The sequence below is a fragment of the Conexibacter woesei DSM 14684 genome, from assembly GCF_000025265.1.
In the GTDB taxonomy this organism is placed as follows: Bacteria; Actinomycetota; Thermoleophilia; order Solirubrobacterales; family Solirubrobacteraceae; genus Conexibacter; species Conexibacter woesei.
Genome location: NC_013739.1, coordinates 4991709 through 5007639 on the forward strand (window position 1 = coordinate 4991709; position 15931 = coordinate 5007639).

Annotated in this window: 14 protein-coding genes; 11 read left to right on the forward strand and 3 right to left on the reverse strand. The window is 75.1% G+C overall.

The window, feature by feature from the left end:
• The first annotated feature begins 28 nt into the window (after positions 1–28).
• Positions 29–802, forward strand: coding sequence for a septal ring lytic transglycosylase RlpA family protein (locus CWOE_RS31310; protein ID WP_049793379.1), 774 nt, complete (start codon positions 29–31; stop codon positions 800–802).
• A gap of 37 nt (positions 803–839) precedes the next feature.
• Here CWOE_RS31310 and CWOE_RS31315 read toward each other — a convergent pair whose 3' ends face one another.
• Entirely contained in the window at positions 840–2279 is a 1440-nt protein-coding gene (locus CWOE_RS31315) for a GGDEF domain-containing protein (protein ID WP_012936149.1), read from the reverse strand.
• A gap of 59 nt (positions 2280–2338) precedes the next feature.
• Between CWOE_RS31315 and CWOE_RS23535 the strand changes: the two genes are divergently transcribed.
• Together CWOE_RS23535 and CWOE_RS23540 are read left to right on the forward strand one after the other, a co-directional pair.
• Entirely contained in the window at positions 2339–3529 is a 1191-nt protein-coding gene (locus CWOE_RS23535; protein WP_012936150.1) for a molybdopterin molybdotransferase MoeA, read from the forward strand.
• Between the two features lie 37 nt (positions 3530–3566).
• On the forward strand, positions 3567–4292 hold the full coding sequence (locus tag CWOE_RS23540) for a hypothetical protein (protein ID WP_041730873.1): 726 nt from the start codon (positions 3567–3569) through the stop codon (positions 4290–4292).
• On the opposite strand, the gene glpX is transcribed toward CWOE_RS23540, so the two are convergent.
• Positions 4283–5281, reverse strand: a complete 999-nt coding sequence (gene glpX / locus CWOE_RS23545) for a class II fructose-bisphosphatase (protein ID WP_012936152.1) — start codon at positions 5279–5281, stop codon at positions 4283–4285. The genes CWOE_RS23540 and glpX overlap by 10 nt on opposite strands.
• Positions 5282–5373: 92 nt before the next feature.
• Between glpX and CWOE_RS23550 the strand changes: the two genes are divergently transcribed.
• The 6 genes from CWOE_RS23550 (at position 5374) to egtD (ending at position 12555) form a co-directional block, all read left to right on the forward strand.
• A complete protein-coding gene (locus CWOE_RS23550; RefSeq protein ID WP_012936153.1) occupies positions 5374–6126 on the forward strand; it encodes a RibD family protein in 753 nt (250 codons plus the stop codon).
• 108 nt (positions 6127–6234) lie between these two features.
• Positions 6235–6693, forward strand: coding sequence for an RpiB/LacA/LacB family sugar-phosphate isomerase (locus CWOE_RS23555; protein ID WP_012936154.1), 459 nt, complete (start codon positions 6235–6237; stop codon positions 6691–6693).
• A 14-nt stretch (positions 6694–6707) separates the two neighbouring features.
• On the forward strand, positions 6708–9470 hold the full coding sequence (locus CWOE_RS23560; protein ID WP_012936155.1) for a bifunctional transaldolase/phosoglucose isomerase: 2763 nt from the start codon (positions 6708–6710) through the stop codon (positions 9468–9470).
• Complete coding sequence (gene pgl, locus CWOE_RS23565) at positions 9467–10168, forward strand: 6-phosphogluconolactonase (protein WP_012936156.1); 702 nt, start codon at positions 9467–9469, stop codon at positions 10166–10168. The genes CWOE_RS23560 and pgl overlap by 4 nt, the downstream gene beginning before the upstream one ends.
• Positions 10169–10234: 66 nt before the next feature.
• A complete protein-coding gene (gene egtB, locus CWOE_RS23570; protein WP_041733435.1) occupies positions 10235–11557 on the forward strand; it encodes an ergothioneine biosynthesis protein EgtB in 1323 nt (440 codons plus the stop codon).
• Positions 11554–12555 carry an L-histidine N(alpha)-methyltransferase gene (gene egtD / locus CWOE_RS23575; protein WP_012936158.1) on the forward strand — a complete coding sequence of 334 codons (1002 nt, stop codon included), beginning with the start codon at positions 11554–11556 and terminating at the stop codon, positions 12553–12555. The genes egtB and egtD overlap by 4 nt, the downstream gene beginning before the upstream one ends.
• Before the next feature lie 18 nt (positions 12556–12573).
• On the opposite strand, the gene CWOE_RS23580 is transcribed toward egtD, so the two are convergent.
• Positions 12574–12849 carry a GlsB/YeaQ/YmgE family stress response membrane protein gene (locus CWOE_RS23580; RefSeq protein ID WP_012936159.1) on the reverse strand — a complete coding sequence of 92 codons (276 nt, stop codon included), beginning with the start codon at positions 12847–12849 and terminating at the stop codon, positions 12574–12576.
• A 38-nt stretch (positions 12850–12887) separates the two neighbouring features.
• Between CWOE_RS23580 and CWOE_RS23585 the strand changes: the two genes are divergently transcribed.
• The gene (locus tag CWOE_RS23585) at positions 12888–15125 is read left to right on the forward strand and encodes an FUSC family protein (protein ID WP_012936160.1); all 2238 of its coding nucleotides are present in this window, start codon (positions 12888–12890) and stop codon (positions 15123–15125) included.
• Positions 15126–15139: 14 nt separating this feature from the next.
• The gene (locus CWOE_RS23590; protein ID WP_012936161.1) at positions 15140–15910 is read left to right on the forward strand and encodes an SDR family NAD(P)-dependent oxidoreductase; all 771 of its coding nucleotides are present in this window, start codon (positions 15140–15142) and stop codon (positions 15908–15910) included.
• Positions 15911–15931: the final 21 nt, after the last annotated feature.

The following is a 15931-nucleotide window of genomic DNA, read 5'->3' on the forward strand; positions in this document are numbered from 1 at the left end:
TATGAGCCTTCGCTGCCGCCCTACCGCCGTGCTCGCCGCTGCCCTGCTCGCGGCCGCGCTGCCCTCCGCCCCCGCGTTCGCCGCCGCCACCAGCGGCGGCGCGTCCCCCGACGCGCCCGCGCCCACCGACGGCGAGACGACGGGCACCGGCGGCACGATCGCGGTCGGCACGCCGCTCGCGTCCGCCAGCGCGAACGGGATCACGATCACGTCGCGCTCCGCGGCGCTGCTCAAGCAGCGCGCGAACGTGACGGGCGTCGCGCCGGCCTCCCTCGGCCAGGTCCGCATCGAGCAGCTCGGCGCCGACGGCGCATGGACCGCGGTCACGACCGCGGCGGTCGCCGCGGACGGCGGCTTCAAGGCAACGTGGCGCCCCGGCGCGCTCGGCGCCCAGCAGCTGCGCGCGGTCGCCGCGACGAGCGCCTCGCGCGCCGCGGACGGCGCACCGCAGCTCGGCGTCACGGTCTACCGCCCGGGCGTCGCGAGCTGGTACGGCCCGGGCTTCTACGGCGGCAAGACGGCGTGCGGCGTGAAGCTGACGAAGTCGACGCTCGGGCTCGCCCACAAGACGCTGCCGTGCGGCACGCAGGTGCAGGTGCTCTACCGCAACAAGACGCTGACCGTGCCCGTGATCGACCGCGGCCCGTTCATCAGCGGCCGCTCGTGGGACCTGACGAAGGCGACCCACACCGCGATCGGCGGCCTCGACGGCCTCGTCACGATCGGCGCGCTGCCGCTCGCCGACGCACCGCTGGTCAAGACGCCCTACCAGGCGCCGCCGACCTCCGGCAAGCGCTTCTAGCCGGCGCTGCGCGCGCCGCGGCGCGCTCGACGCGCCGTCAGCGGACGAGACGCGGGCCGGACTGCCCGTCGTCGTCGGACTGCGGGATCGCCTCGCCGATCCGCACGCCGGCGGCCGTCGCGGCGAGCATCGCCTCCTCGGCGCGGTCGATCAGCGTCGGCCCGTCGCGGCCGTCCTCGCCATAGACGGCGAAGCCGATCGTCGCGGCGAGCGGCGCGCCGCGCCACGTCTCGCCGTGCTCGACGCCTGCGCCGATCCGCTCGGCCAGCGCGATCGCGCCGGCACGACCGACGCCGGGCGCGATCACCCACGCGCGGCCCTGGTGGTCGGAGGCGACGAGATCCTGGCGGCGGATCGCACGGCGGACCGCCTGCGCCAGCCGGCCGTAGGGAACGCCCGCCTGGCCTTCCGGCGCGCTCGCGGCGACGCGGTCGGCGTCGACCAGCTCGACGCGCAGCAGCGCCAGCCCGCCGCCCTCGCGTTGGCAGCGGTCGATGTGGCGCTCCAGCGTCGCGATCCACAGGTCGCCGTCATCCATCGCCCCAGCCGCGCCGTGGCGCAGGTCGGCGTCGGGCCGCTGCGGCAGCTGCGTGACCGAGCCGTTGGGCGAGTCGGCCGCATCCGGCTGCCCTGCCCGCAGGTCATGGACCTCCGGCGCCGGCTCGCCGTAGGCCGGCTCCGCGAACGGCGCCGGTCCGCCGTTCGCCGGCTCCTCGCCGTGCGGCAGCGGCTCGTCCTCGCGCGGCGGCGGCGCGGCGGGCGGCGGCGCGGCGGGCGGCGGCGCGGCGGGCGGCGGCGCGGCGGGCGGCGGCGCGGCGGGCGGCGGCGCGGCGGCGGGCGGCGGGGAGGCGGCGGGCGCGGGCGGCCCAGCGGCTGGCGCGGCAGCCGGCGGCGGCGCAGGGGGCGCGGCGGCTGGCGGCAGCCCCGCGGTGGCTGGCGGCGGCGCGGCGTGCGGCGCCGGCGGCCCAGCGGCTTGCGCGGCAGCTGGCGGCGCCGCGGCGACGGCCGGCACGGCTGTCGCGACGGCGGTGCCGGTCACGACGGCGGTGACCTCGCCGAGGCGGTCGGCGAGCGCGCGGACGGTGGCGGCGTCAGCGGAGGCGGGCGTGTCGAGCGCGGCGGCCCAGATGCACGCGCGCAGCGCGTCGACCGCGGCGACGGTCGCGGCGGCGTCGCCCGGGCCGGCGCCGGCGAGCGGGCCGATGCGGCCGGCGAGCGCGGCGAGGTCGCCGTCGGGGCGCAGGCGGTCGAGCTCGACGTCGGAGCCGAGCGCGCGCACGACCGCGTTGCAGAGCGCGGGACCCTCGGCCGCGAGCGCCGCAGCCGGGATCGCGCCGACGGCGTCGAGCGGAGCACGCTCGAGCAGCAGCAGCAGCCATCCCTTGGCAATCGTCTGAGCGCGCCCCGCAAGCGGCTCGACCGTCCCCCAGCCGATGGGTTCGGGCCGATGAGGACGGGGCGTCCTCGAATCCGTCATCTCCGTGTCTATACCAGTGCGCGAGGACGCGTGCACGCACATGTGGACACAATGGACCCGTGTCCAGAGTCCTCATACCCATCTCACGCGCTCGCGAACAGGTGCTCGCCGCGACCGTCCGGCTGGCCGCCGAGCCCGTCCCGCTTGGGATCGCGCTCGGTCGCGTGCTCGCGGAGGACGTCGTCGCCGCGACCGACCTGCCGCCGTTCGGAAATTCGGCCATGGACGGGTTCGCGGTCCGACACGACGCGTCCAGCGGTGCGCTGCGGATCGTCGGCGAATCGCGCGCCGGCACGCCCGCGCCGCTCGCCGTCGGCCCGTACGAGGCGATCCGCATCTCGACCGGCGCGCCGCTGCCCGACGGCGCCGACGCCGTCGTCCCGGTCGAGGACGCGCGCGAGGAGGACGGCACCGTCACCGCGACCGCCGCGGCACAAGCGGGCCAGCACGTCCGCCGCGCGGGCGACGACCTGCGCGCCGGGACCGTCGTGCTGCGCGCCGGCGACCGTCTCGGCGCCGCCGAGCTGGGCGTCGCCGTCGGCGCCGGCGCGGCCGAGCTCCTGTGCGCCCGCCGGCCTCGCGTCGCGATCGTCTGCACCGGCGACGAGCTGCGCGCCCCCGGCGAGCCGCTCGGTCCCGGCGAGATCCACAACTCGAACGCACCAATGCTCGCTGCGCTCGCGCAGCAGGAGGGCGCCGAGCTGCTCGAGACCGTCGTCGTCGGCGACGACCGCGCCGCGACCGAGCGCGCCTTTGCGCAGGCGCTCGAACAGGCCGACCTCGTCGTCGCCTCCGGCGGGGTCTCCGTCGGCCCGCACGACCACGTCAAGCCGGCGCTCGCAGCGCTCGGCGTGCAGGAGAGCTTCTGGCGCGTCTCGCTCCAGCCGGGCAAGCCGACCTGGTTCGGCACGCGCGGCGAACGGCTCGTGCTCGGGCTGCCCGGCAACCCGGTCTCGTCCTATGTCACGTTCGTGCTGTTCGCGCGGCCCGCGCTGCGCGCGCTTCAGGGCGCGGCCGCGCTGCCGCCCCGCGCGAGCGCCCGTCTGACGAGATCGCTCCCGCGCCGCTTCCGCGAGCAGGCCGTGCGCGTCGCGCTCTCCGAGCAGACTGGCACGCTGCTCGCGACCCCGACAGGCCCGCAGCCGTCGCACATCACGGCGTCGCTGCTCGGCGCCGACGGCTTCGCGTTCGTGCCGCCCGGCGACGGCGAGCTGGCGGAGGGCGACGCGATCGAGGTCGAACGGATCTGAGATGCGACGGCCGCCGGACGGGCACAATCCAGGGACCGTGGCCGTCTTCGCCGCCTTCGCCGCCGTCCTCGCCGCCGCTCTCGTCGCCGCCCGCCGCCGCGCGCGCCGCAGTTGGCCGGCGCGCGCCCGCGTCGTCAGCGCCGAGGACCACACGACGCTCGACGACAACGGCGCCGTCCGCTCGACGCAGGCGGCCGACCTGACGCTGCCCCCGCACGAGCTGGAGCAGCTGTGGACGCCGGCGCAGCTGGAGCGGCTCGCGGCGACCTACTGGCGCTTCCTCTCGCGCGTGACGCTCGGGCTGATCCGCGTCGACTACAGCGAGACGCAGCGCACCGTCGTGCTGCTGCGCCAGCCGCTGCGGCTGCTGCGCTTCGGCGCGCCCGAGTACGCGATGGACGACACGCACGGGATCGTCCGCTGGCGGATCCAGGACGGGCTGCTGGTCGCGCGCGCGGGCCATCACAGCGACGGCTATCTGCAGATCGACGTGCGCCGGTCCGATCCCGGCGACGGCCCTGCGGAGTCCACGAGGCTGCACGTCGAAGTCGAGGTGGCGAACTTCTATCCGTCGATCGCCCACTCGATCAGCCGGCACGTCTACCGCTGGACGCAGTCGTTCGTCCACGTGCTGGTGACGCACGGCTTCCTGCGCTCGCTCGCGCGGCTCGACCTCGCCGAGTCGCGCGTCGGTCGCTACGCGCCGCAGAGCCCGGCAGAGGTGCCGGACCCCGCGGACGCGGACGCGGTCGGTCAGCCGTAGCGCTCGCCGGTGATGTCGCGCAGCTTCGTGCGGTCGTGGCGCGCGTGGACACGGCGGACCGTGCCCGAGCGCGAGCGCATCACGAGCGACTCGGTCGTCGCGCCTCTGCCGCGGTAGCGGACGCCCTGCAGCACGTCGCCGTCGGTCACGCCGGTGGCGGAGAAGAAGACGTCGTCGCCCCAGCAGAGGTCGTTCGCGGTGAGGACTCTCGTGAGGTCGTAGCCGCCGTCGAGCGCGGCCTGTCTCTCGGTCTCGTCGCGCGGCCACAGGCGACCGAGCAGCTCGCCGCCCATGCACTTCAGCGCGGCGGCGGAGATGACGCCCTCCGGCGTGCCGCCGATCCCCCACAGCAGGTCGACCGGGGAGCGGTCGCTGACGGCGAGCAACGCGGCCGAGACGTCGCCGTCGGTGATCAGCTTGATCCGGCCGCCGGCGTCGCGCACCTCGCCGATCATGCCCTGATGACGCTCGCGGTCGAGCATCACGACCGTGACGTCGCCGACGCCCATCCCCTTGCGGTCGGCGATCAGCTTCAGCGTCTCGCCGATCGGGCGGTCGAGGTCGAGCAGGTCGGCGATCTCCTCCGCGCCGGCCATCTTCTCCATGTAGACGATCGGGCCCGGGTCGAACATCGTGCCGCGCTCGGCGAGCGCGATCACCGCGATCGCCGACGGCATTCCCAAGGCACAGAGGCGAGTGCCCTCGAGCGGGTCGACGGCGATGTCGACCTCGGGCGGCGAGCCGTCGCCGATCGTCTCGCCGTTGTAGAGCATCGGCGCCTCGTCCTTCTCGCCTTCGCCGATCACGACGGTGCCGTTCATCGGGACGGAGTCGAGCACGAAGCGCATCGCGTCGACCGCGGCCTGGTCGGCCGCCTCCTTGTCGCCGCGGCCGACGAGCCGGGCGGCCGCGAGCGCAGCAGCCTCGGTGACACGCGCAAGCTCGAGCGCGAGGTTGCGATCGGGACGGTCATGCTGAGTCGAAGTCATGTGGGGGACGGCGGTTCGGGAGTGTGAGGGCGCCGGAGCGGCGGACGCTACCACCGGCTACGGCACGCGTCCCGTGGGTAAGGTCCCGCCGGATGGAGTACCAGCGCCTGATCCCCGACCCCGCCACGGTCGACAGCACCGAGCTGCTGCGCGACCTCGGGCTCGGTGCGCGCGCACCGGCCGAGCGCCCGTTCGTCGCCGTCAACTTCGCCGCGACGGTCGACGGCCGCATCGCGCTCGGCGGCCGCTCCGGCGCGATCGGCGACGACGGCGACACGGAGGTCTTCCGGCGCCTGCGGACCCAGGCCGACGCGCTGCTCGTCGGCACCGGCACGCTGGCGGCCGAGCAGTACTCGCGCCCGATCCGCAGAGCGGAGCTGCGCGCCGCGCGCGAGGCGATCGGGCTCGCGCCGGTCCCGCCGCTGGTCGTCATCGCCCGCAGCGGCCGGCTGCCGCTGGAGATCCCGCTGTTCCAGGATCCCGACGCGCACGCGATCGTCTACACCGAAGTGGCTACCGAACCGCCCGCGGTGCCGGCGCGCGTCGAGCTGCAGCGGATCGACCCCGCCGCCGGCGAGCCGACGCTGACCGCGGCGCTGCGGCATCTGCGCCGCGAGCACGGGGTCCGCTCGCTGCTGTGCGAGGGCGGCCCGCAGCTGCTCAGCGGGCTGCTGCACGAAGGGCTCGTCGACGAGCTGTTCCTGACCGTCGCGCCGCAGCTCGCGGGCGGCGGCGGTGAGCCGACGCTGACGGGCGGCACAGCGCTCCCGTCCCCCGCCGAGCTGACGCTCGTGTGGGCGCTCGAACGCCGCGGGTCGCTCTACCTGCGCTACGCGATCGACTGACGCGCGCTGCGCCCGGACCGCGGCCGATTGGCATGGCGGCAGTCGAAATGGTTGCCGCGCGGTGTAGCCTGACGACATGTCGGACGCCGCCGTAGCAGAGACGCCTGAATGAGAATCGCCTGCGGCTTCGACCACGCGGGCGTCGCATTGCGCGAGCCGATCGAGGCGGCGCTGCGCGAGGCTGGCCACGAGGTCGTCGACGCGGGCACCTACGACGACTATCCGTACGCCGCGGTCGCCGTCGCCAAGGCGCTCGCCGACGGAGCCGAGCGCGCCGTGCTCGTCTGCGGCTCGGGTGCCGGCGTCGCGGTCGCGGCGTCCAAGCTGCCCGGCATCCGCGCGGCGACGGTCCACGACACCTACACCGCGCACCAGGGCGTCGAGCACGACGACCTCAACGTGCTCTGCCTCGGCTCGCGCGTCGTCGGCCCAGAGCTGGCGAACGAGATCGTGCTCGTCTACGCGGCCGCCTCCCGCTCTTCCGCCGAACGCCACGCGCGCCGCCTGGCCCAGGTCGCGCTGATCGAGCGCGACGGCTTCGACGCGCTTCCCATGCCACCCCCCTGAGGAGAGACCGCCAGATGACCACCGTTCCCGCCACGACCCCGGTAGCCAGGCTCGCGCAGCTCGGCACCAGCGCCTGGCTCGACTCGATCCGCCGCTCGATGCTGACCGGCGGCGAGTTGGCGCAGCTCGTGAACGAGGACGGCGTCGTCGGCGTCACGTCGAACCCGTCGATCTTCGAGCAGGCGATCCTCGGCAGCGCCGACTACGACGAGCGGCTGACGGAGCTGACCCACTCCGGCGCGAGCGTGCAGGAGGTCTACGAGACGCTGGCGCTGGAGGACGTGCGCGCCGCCGCGGACGTGCTGCGCCCGGTCTACGACCGCACCGACGGGATCGACGGCTACGTCTCGCTGGAGGTCGCGCCCGAGCTGGCGCGCGACACCGACGGCACGCTCGCCGCCGCGCGCGACCTGTGGGCGCGCTACGACAAGCCGAACGCGATGATCAAGATCCCCGGCACGACCGAGGGCCTCGGCGCGATCCGCGCCGCGATCGGCGACGGGATCAACGTCAACGTCACGCTGCTGTTCTCGCTCGAGGCGTACGCCGACGTCGTCGAGGCGTGGATCTCCGGCCTGGAGGATCGCGCCGCCAGAGGCGATCCGATCGACCGCGTCCACTCGGTCGCCTCGTTCTTCGTCTCGCGCGTCGACTCCGCCGTCGACAAGCGGCTCGACGCGCTCGGCAGAGACGAGCTGCGCGGCCGCGCAGCCGTCGCCAACGCCCAGCTCGCGTACGCGCATTGGCAGGAGGTCGTTCGCTCCGAGCGCTTCGAGGCGCTGCGCGCGAAGGGCGCGCACCCGCAGCGGCTGCTGTGGGCGTCGACCGGCACGAAGGACCCGCGCTACCCGGACACGAAGTACGTCGCCGAGCTGGCCGGCCCCGAGACGGTCAACACGATGCCGCTCGCGACGCTGCTCGCCTACCAGGACCACGGCACCGAGACCGAGCCGCTGCTGCAGGACGCGGCCGCCGCCGGGCGGGCGTCGATCGACGCCGTCGAGGCCGCGGGCGTCTCGATCCGAGAGGTCACCGACGAGCTGCTGGCGGCCGGCATCGACGCGTTCGCGGAGGCGATGGAGCGGCTGCTGGCCGGCGTCGCGACGAGGCGGACCGCGGTCCTCGCCGGCGAGGTCGCCGGGATCGAGGCGCAGCTGACCGACGCGCAGGCGAAGGCGATCGGCGCGCGCGTCGACTGGGCGCGCGAGCAGAACGTGCTGCGCCGCGTGTGGGCGAAGGACGACACGCTGTGGGCGGAGGGCGACGACAAGCCGAGCGACCGGCTCGGCTGGCTGACGATCGCCGGCGCCTCGCTCGACCACCTCGACGAGGTGACGGCGTTCGTCGAGCAGGTCCGCGGCGAGGGCTTCACCGACGTGACGCTGCTCGGCATGGGCGGTTCGAGCCTCGCGCCGGAGGTGCTGCGGCTGTCGTTCGGCGCCGCCGACGGCTACCTGAAGCTGCACGTGCTCGACACGACGCACCCGGACGCGATCGCGGCGCTGGAGGAGCGGCTCCCGCTCGACAGAACGCTCTTCCTCGTCTCCTCGAAGTCGGGCGGGACGCTGGAGCCGCGCTCGATGCACGCCCACTTCCACGCGCGCGTCCCGGACGGGCGCCAGTGGGCGGCGGTGACCGACCCCGGCACCGCGCTCGAAGCGCTCGCGCAGGAAGAGGGCTTCCGCAAGGTCTTCCACGGCGCACCCGACATCGGCGGCCGCTACTCCGCGCTGTCCGCCTTCGGCGTCGTCCCGGCCGCTCTGCTCGGGATCGACGTGCGCGCGCTGCTGGAGAAGGCCGAGGTCGCCGCGAGGGCAGCCGAGCCGTCGATCGACCCGAGCGACGCGCCCGCCGCGTGGCTCGGCCTCGCGATCGGCGAGCTGGCGACGCAAGGCCGCGACAAGCTGACGTTCGTCGTCGACGAGCCGCTCGCCTCCGCCGGCCTGTGGCTGGAGCAGCTCGTCGCCGAGTCGACCGGCAAGCACGGCAAGGGGATCGTGCCGATCGCGGACGAGCCGCTCGGCGACCCCGCCGTCTACGGCGACGACCGCGTCTTCGTCCACATCCGCAACGCCTCCGCCGGCGCCGCCGGGACGCGCAAGCAGCTCGACGCGCTCGCGGCGGCCGGCCACCCGGTGATCCCGTTCCCGTTCGACGAGCTGGCCGACCTCGGCGCGCTCTTCTTCCACTGGGAGATGGCGGTCGCGATCGCCGGTGCGGTGATCGGCATCAACGCCTTCGACCAGCCGAACGTGCAGGCGGCGAAGGACCTTACGATCAGCACGATCGAGGCGTACGAGCGCGACGGCGCGTTCCCCGCCGAGGACGCCACGGCGGTGCCGGGCGACGTCGCGCCGGGCGCGCTGCTGAGCATCCTCGACGCCGCCGAGGCCGGCTCCTACGTCGCGACGATGGCGTACCTGGCGCCGAACCCGGACACGGACTCGGCGCTGGAGGCGCTGCGGCTCGCGATCCGGGCGCGCAGCGGCGCGGCGACGACCGTCGGCTACGGCCCGCGCTTCCTGCACTCGACCGGCCAGCTGCACAAGGGAGGGCCGGCGACGGGCATCTTCGTCCAGCTGATCGACGACGGCCGCGAGGGCGTCGACGTGCCGGGCGCCGGCTACGACTTCGCCGCGCTCGTGCGCGCGCAGGCGATCGGCGACGGCAACGCGCTGCGCTCGCACGGGCTGCCGTTCCTGCGAATCCACCTGCCGGGCGACGCCGCCGCGGGGATCGAGGCGCTTGCCGCCGCGCTGGCGGGAGCGGCGCGATGATCCAGCTGACCGTCGCGGGCGACTCCGAGTCGACCGCACGCACCACCGCCGAACGGATCGCCGCCGCGATCGCGGACGCGCGCGCCGAACGCGGCGTCGCGCACATCTCGCTCGCCGGCGGCCGCACGCCGGCGCGCACCTACCGCGTGCTGGCGCGGATCGTCGACGACTGGAGCGGCGTCCACTGCTGGTTCGGCGACGAGCGCTGCGTGCCGCTCGACGACCCTGACAGCAACCACCGGCTGATCGTCGAGAACCTGTTGGACAACGCGTCACAGCCGCATCCGACGATCCACCCGGTGACCGGCGCGGCAGACGATCCCGCCGCCGCGGCGGCCGCCTACGAGCAGGAGCTGCGGGCCGCCCTGCCGGGCGATCCGCCGCAGCTCGACGTGGCGCTGCTCGGCCTCGGCGAGGACGGCCACACGGCGTCGCTGTTCCCCAACGACCCGGTGCTGGAGGAGCAGGAGCGGCTGTGCGTGTCGGTGCACGGCACGAAGCCGCCGTTCGAGCGGATCACGCTGACGCTCCCGATCCTGCGCGCGGCGCGCAAGACGATCGTGCTGGCGGAGGGCGCGGGCAAGGCGTGGGCGATCCAGCAGCTGATGGCCGGGCCGACGACGAGGATCCCCGCCAGCATGCTCGACGGCGGCGAGGAGATCGAGCTGATCGTCGACCACACGGCGGCTCCGGGCTGATCGCCCGATTGGCACATCGACGCTCCGGGTTTCGGTTCGAGCGCTGAGGTGAAAGACTTCCCCTCGATGCCGAGCCAGACGGCAGCCAGCACGAGCGACGTCGACGCGGTCGTCCATGCGCTGACGGAGACGCGTGCCCGGACGCGCGTGCTCGTCGGCCACCTCGACGAGGCGACGCTCGACCGCGTCCACACGCCGCTGATGAGCCCGCTGGTCTGGGACCTCGGGCACATCGCGGCGTTCGAGGACCTGTGGGCGGTGCGGGCATTCGCCGGCGAGCCGCTGCTGCGCGAGGACCTGGCGCAGGTCTACGACGCGTTCGAGACGCCGCGCGCCGACCGCGGCGACGTGCCGTACCTGCGCCGTCGCGAGGCGTTCGACTACCTCGACGCCGTGCGCGAGCGGACGCTCGCCGCGATCGCCCGGCGCGGCGTCGACCCGCTTCTGCACGAGCTGGTGATCCGCCACGAGCAGCAGCACGGCGAGACGATGCTGCAGACGATGGAGCTGGCGCGCCTGCCCGCCCCGGCGGACGCGCTCGACCCGCCGCTCGTGGACCGCGGCGCCGGCTCCGGCGCCGCCCGCTCGCCCGGCGTCGGCGGGCTGGAGCTGGTGACGGTCGCGGCCGGCCCCGCGACGGTCGGCGCCGGACCGGTCGCGACGGAAGGCTTCTCCTACGACAACGAGCGCCCGCGCCATCCGGTCGGGCTGGCCGCCTTCCGCATCGGCCGCACGCCGATCACGAACGCGACGTTCCTGACGTTCGTCGAGGGCGGCGGCTACGAGCGGCGCGAGTGGTGGTCGCGCGAAGCGTGGGCGTGGAAGGAGGAGCACGACATCGAGCGACCGTCCGGGTGGACGACGGACGGGCGCGAGTGGCGCCTGGACAGCTGCGTGCCGCTCGACCCCGACAAGCCCGTCGTCCACGTCTCGTGGTTCGAGGCCGACGCCTTCGCACGCGCGCACGGCGCGCGACTGCCGACCGAGGCGGAGTGGGAGAAGGCGGCGACCTGGGACCACGCGACGGGCGCCGCGCGACGTCACCCGTGGGGCGAGGGCGACGCGCGCGGCCGCGCGAACGTCGACTGGCGCCGCTACGGCACCGCGCCGGTCGGCGCCTACGCCGCCGGCGCCGCGCCGTCCGGCTGCCTCGGGATGGTCGGCGACGTGTGGGAGTGGACCGCCAGCGAGTTCCGCGGCTACCCCGGCTTCGTCGCCGATCCCTACCGCGAGTACTCCGAGGTCTTCTACGGACCCGACTACCGCGTGCTGCGCGGCGGCTCGTGGGCGACGCGCGCCCGCGTCGCGACCGCGACGTTCCGCAACTGGGACTACCCGCAGCGTCGCCAGATCTTCGCCGGCTTCCGAATCGCAAAGGACGCTCCATGACACCGCTCGGCACTGCCGACCCCGAGATCGTGATCGACCGGCACCTCGACGAGGCGCACGAGCGCGGCCTCGCCGACGACGTGCTCGACGGGCTGACGCGGCCGTTCAAGGAGCTGCCGCCGAAGCACTTCTACGACGAGCGCGGCTGCGAGCTGTTCGACCAGATCTGCGAGCTGCCGGAGTACTACCCGACGCGCACCGAGCGCGCGATCCTCGAAGCCGAGGCGGCCGCGATCGTCGCCGAGACGGGCGCCGCCGAGCTGGTCGAGCTGGGCTCCGGCACGGCGGCGAAGACGCGCGTGCTGCTCGACGCGATGGCGGCCGCGGGCAGACTCCGCCGCTACGTCCCGCTCGACGTCGCCGAGACGGTCGTGCAGGCGAGCGCGGAGGCGCTCGTGGAGGAGTACCCGGGGATGCAGGTGCACGGCGTGATCGGCGACTTCGAGCGCCATCTCGGCCGGATCCCGCCGCCGGTCTCCGGCGAGCCGCGGATCGTCGCGCTGCTCGGCGGCACGATCGGCAACTTCCCGCCCGGCTCGCGGCGGCGGCTGCTGCGCGAGATCGGCGAGCTGCTGGGGCCGGAGGACCGCCTGCTGCTCGGCACGGGGCTGGTGATCGATACGCCGACGCTGGAGGCCGCCTACGACGACGAGGCGGGCGTGACGGCCGAGTTCAACCGCAACGTGCTGCGCGTCGTCAACCGCGAGCTGGACGCCGACTTCCCGCTCGACGGCTTCGACCACATCGCGTTCTTCGACACGCGCCACGAGTGGATCGAGATGCGGCTGCGCGCGCGGCGGCCGTGCTCGGTGCTGGTCGGCGCGCTCGGGCTGCGGATCGAGCTGGCCGCCGGCGAGGAGATCCGCACCGAGATCAGCGCCAAGTTCACGCACGCGCGCGTGCTCGGCGACTACGAGGCCGCCGGGCTGCGGCTGACCGGCTGGCACACCGACGCCGACGAGCGCTTCGCACTGTCGCTGGCGGCGCCGGCCGGCTGAGCCGTGGCGCGGGCCCGCCTAGCGGCGGGTGTTGTACGGCGTCACGCGCTCGCCGCGCGAGCGCCGCAGGCCCCACAGCAGCAGCGTCGAGACGAGCACCGAGAGGACGATCCCGGCGCCGTCGGAGTCGAACAGCAGCCGCATCGCGAGGCCGGCGATCAGCGTGCCGGCGAGGCCGAGCCCGATCGTCGCCCAGATCGACATCGGGTCCGGCCCCGGCAGCGCCAGCCGCGCGAGCGCGCCGACGACGAGGCCGATCACGACGAGCGCCAGCAGGTATGCGATCAGGTCCATCGCGAGAGCGTACCCGGGCGGCGCCCTATGATCGCCCCGTGAGGCGGGACCCCGGGCTGTTCGCGCTCAGGAGCGCCGTGCGCGCGGCGATCGTCGTGACCGCGGCGTTCGCGGTCGCGCAGGCGCTCGGCGACGCCCAGATGACGATCTTCGCCGTCTTCGGGACGATCGTGCTGCTCGTGTTCACCGACTTCGGCGGGCCGTGGCGCACGCGGCTGCGCGCGTATCTGCTGCTGGCGGGTGCCGGCGCGGTGCTGGTGACGCTCGGGACGCTCTGCTCGAACGAACCCTGGCTGGCAGCGTCCGCGATGGCGGTGGTCGGCTTCGCCGCGCTCTTCACGGGGATCCTCAACGGCGCGTTCGCAGCCGCCTCCACGGGCGCGATCATCGCGTTCGTGCTGCCGGTGATGGTCCCGGCCGCGGCGGCCGAGATCCCAGAGCGGCTCGCCGGCTGGGGGCTGGCGAGCGGCGCCGCGATCGCCGCCGCGATGCTGCTGTGGCCGCGCCGCCCGCACAGCCGCGTGCGCGCGAGCGCGGCCGATGCGTGCCGCGCGCTCGCCGATCTCGTCGACGCGTCCGGCAGCGGCGACGCGGAGGCGTTCGCGCAGCGCCGTGCCGCCACGAGCGCCGCCGTCACCGCCACCCGCCGCACATTCGTCGGCACGCCGTACCGTCCGACCGGCTCGACCGGCCCGACAGCCGCGCTCGGCCACCTCGTCGAGGACATCGCATGGGTCTCGTCGTTCGTCGCCGCGCCCGCGCCGCCCCCGCCGGCCGGCGCATCCGCCTCGCCCGCGCCGCTCGCCGCTCCAGCCGCGCCCGCGCCGCCCGCCTTCCCCGACGAGCGGGACGCGGTCCGCGACGCCGTCGCCCAGGTCGTCCGTGCGGCCGCGTCCGTCCTCACCGGCGGCGACGAGCGGCCCGATCTCGCGCGGCTGGAGCGGGTCCGCGCCGGGGTCGCGGCGGCGTTCATGGGACGCGTCACGGCGTGGAGAGCCGGCCGCGACGAGCAGCTCGCGCACGAGCTGGCCGAGGCGTTCCAGCTGCGCTTCCTCTCCTACGCGACGTGGCAGCTCGGCAGCGACGCGCTGCGCGCGGTCGGGCGGCCCGCGCCGGACCCTGACGAGCCGATCGCGGAGCGCGTCCACCCCGCCAGGGCCGGCCTGCGTGTCGCGCTCGCGGGCGCCCGCCAGGTCGCCGGCGCCCACGCCAGCATGCGCTCGGTCTGGCTGCGCAACAGCGTCCGCGGCGCGGTCGGCCTCGCGCTCGCGGTGCTCGTCGGCCAGCTGGCCGACGTCCAGCACGGCTTCTGGGTCGTGCTGGCGACGCTGTCGGTGCTGCGCTCGCAGCTGTTCTCGACCGGCGCGACGATCCTCCAGGCGCTCGCGGGCACCGCCGCCGGGATCGTCGTCGGCGGGCTGCTGCTGGCGCTCGTCGGGACCGACGAGACGGTGCTGTGGATCGCCTTCCCGCTCGCGACGCTGCTCGCCGCCTACGCCCCGCGCGTGTTCTCGTTCGCCGCCGGCCAGGCGGCGTTCTCGTTCCTCGTGCTCGTCTTCTTCAACCTGATCCAGCCGGTCGGCTGGGAGGTCGGCCTCGTGCGCGCCGAGGACATCGTCATCGGCACCGCGATCAGCCTGGTCGTCGGGCTGCTGCTGTGGCCGCGCGGCGCCGCCGCCGTGCTGCGGTCGAGCCTCGCCGCCGCCTACGACGCGAGCGCGACGTACCTCTCGGAGACCGTCCGCGACGTGCTCGACGACCGTCCGGCGAGCGAGCTGGACCGCGTCAGACGTGCGGCGGTCGCCGCCAGCCAGCGGCTCGACGACACCTTCCGTCAGTTCCTCGCCGAGCGCTCCAGCGGCCGGCTCGGGTTCGAGCAGCTGTGCACACTCGTCGCCGGCGTCACGCGCGTGCGGCGCTCGGCGCACACGCTGCGCGTCGGGCACGCGCTGCTGCCGCTCGCGCCGATCCTGGACGGCTCGCCGTGGCTGATGGGCGAGCGCGCGCTGCTGGAGCGCGAGACCGCCGCCCTCGGCGACTGGTACGCCGCGCTCGGGGCCGCCGTCGGCGACGACACGGCGCCGCCGGCGCCGCGCGGTGAGGACGAGGGCCACGACCGCCGCCTGCGGCTCGTCGGCCCCGCCGGCACCGCCGTCGGCGACGACGAGCTGCTGCCGAGCCTCGCGATCGCGTGGGCGCACGAGCACGTCGTGCACCTGCGGGCGCTGGAGCCGCACCTCGTCGCGGCCGCCGGGGCCCTCGCGCGCGACCGTTAGCTAGGGTCGCCGCCATGCAGATCGAGAACAGCGCAGCACTCGTCGTCGGCGGCGCCTCGGGGCTCGGGGAGGCGACCGTCCGGCGGCTTCACGCTGACGGCGCCAACGTCGTCATCGCGGACCTCAACGCCGAGCGCGGCGGCGCGCTCGCGGACGAGCTGGGCGACGGCCGCGCCGCCTTCGCGGCCGTGAACGTGACCGACGCAGACAGCGTCGAGGCGGCTGTCGCGACGGCCGCGGCGCTGCCGGGCGGGCTGCGGATCGCGGTCTGCTGCGCCGGCGTCGGCTGGGCGGAGCGGACGGTCAGCAAGCGCGGCCCGCACGCGCTGCAGCCGTTCGAGACGGTGCTCGGCGTCAACCTCGTCGGCACGTTCAACGTGCTGCGCTTCTCGGCCGCCGCGATGAGAGCGAACGAGCCGGACGCCGGCGGCGAGCGCGGCGTCTGCGTCAACACCGCGTCGATCGCCGCCTACGACGGCCAGATCGGCCAGCTCGCGTACGCCGCCTCGAAGGGCGGCATCGTCGGCCTGACGCTGCCCGCCGCACGCGACCTCGCGCAGTACGCGATCCGCGTCGTGACGGTCGCGCCCGGCACGTTCGACACGCCGCTGCTCGCCGCACTGCCCGAGCCCGCCCGCACCGAGCTGGGCCGCCAGGTCCCGTTCCCGTCGCGCCTCGGCGACCCCGCAGAGTTCGGCGCGCTCGTCGCCCACGTCGCCTCCAACGCGATGCTCAACGGCGAGACGATCCGGCTCGACGGCGCGCTGCGGATGCCGCCGAAGTAGGCGGCACCCACGCGCGAGCGC

What these genes read in the sequence shown, in the direction of transcription:
- CWOE_RS31315 (WP_012936149.1), bottom strand. Translation starts at nt 2,279, where the DNA reads ATGACGGATTCGAGGACGCCCCGTCCTCATCGGCCCGAACCCATCGGC.
- glpX (WP_012936152.1), bottom strand. Translation starts at nt 5,281, where the DNA reads ATGACTTCGACTCAGCATGACCGTCCCGATCGCAACCTCGCGCTCGAG.
- CWOE_RS23550 (WP_012936153.1), top strand. Translation starts at nt 5,374, where the DNA reads ATGGAGTACCAGCGCCTGATCCCCGACCCCGCCACGGTCGACAGCACC.
- CWOE_RS23555 (WP_012936154.1), top strand. Translation starts at nt 6,235, where the DNA reads ATGAGAATCGCCTGCGGCTTCGACCACGCGGGCGTCGCATTGCGCGAG.
- CWOE_RS23560 (WP_012936155.1), top strand. Translation starts at nt 6,708, where the DNA reads ATGACCACCGTTCCCGCCACGACCCCGGTAGCCAGGCTCGCGCAGCTC.
- pgl (WP_012936156.1), top strand. Translation starts at nt 9,467, where the DNA reads ATGATCCAGCTGACCGTCGCGGGCGACTCCGAGTCGACCGCACGCACC.
- egtB (WP_041733435.1), top strand. Translation starts at nt 10,235, where the DNA reads ATGCCGAGCCAGACGGCAGCCAGCACGAGCGACGTCGACGCGGTCGTC.
- egtD (WP_012936158.1), top strand. Translation starts at nt 11,554, where the DNA reads ATGACACCGCTCGGCACTGCCGACCCCGAGATCGTGATCGACCGGCAC.
- CWOE_RS23580 (WP_012936159.1), bottom strand. Translation starts at nt 12,849, where the DNA reads ATGGACCTGATCGCATACCTGCTGGCGCTCGTCGTGATCGGCCTCGTC.
- CWOE_RS23590 (WP_012936161.1), top strand. Translation starts at nt 15,140, where the DNA reads ATGCAGATCGAGAACAGCGCAGCACTCGTCGTCGGCGGCGCCTCGGGG.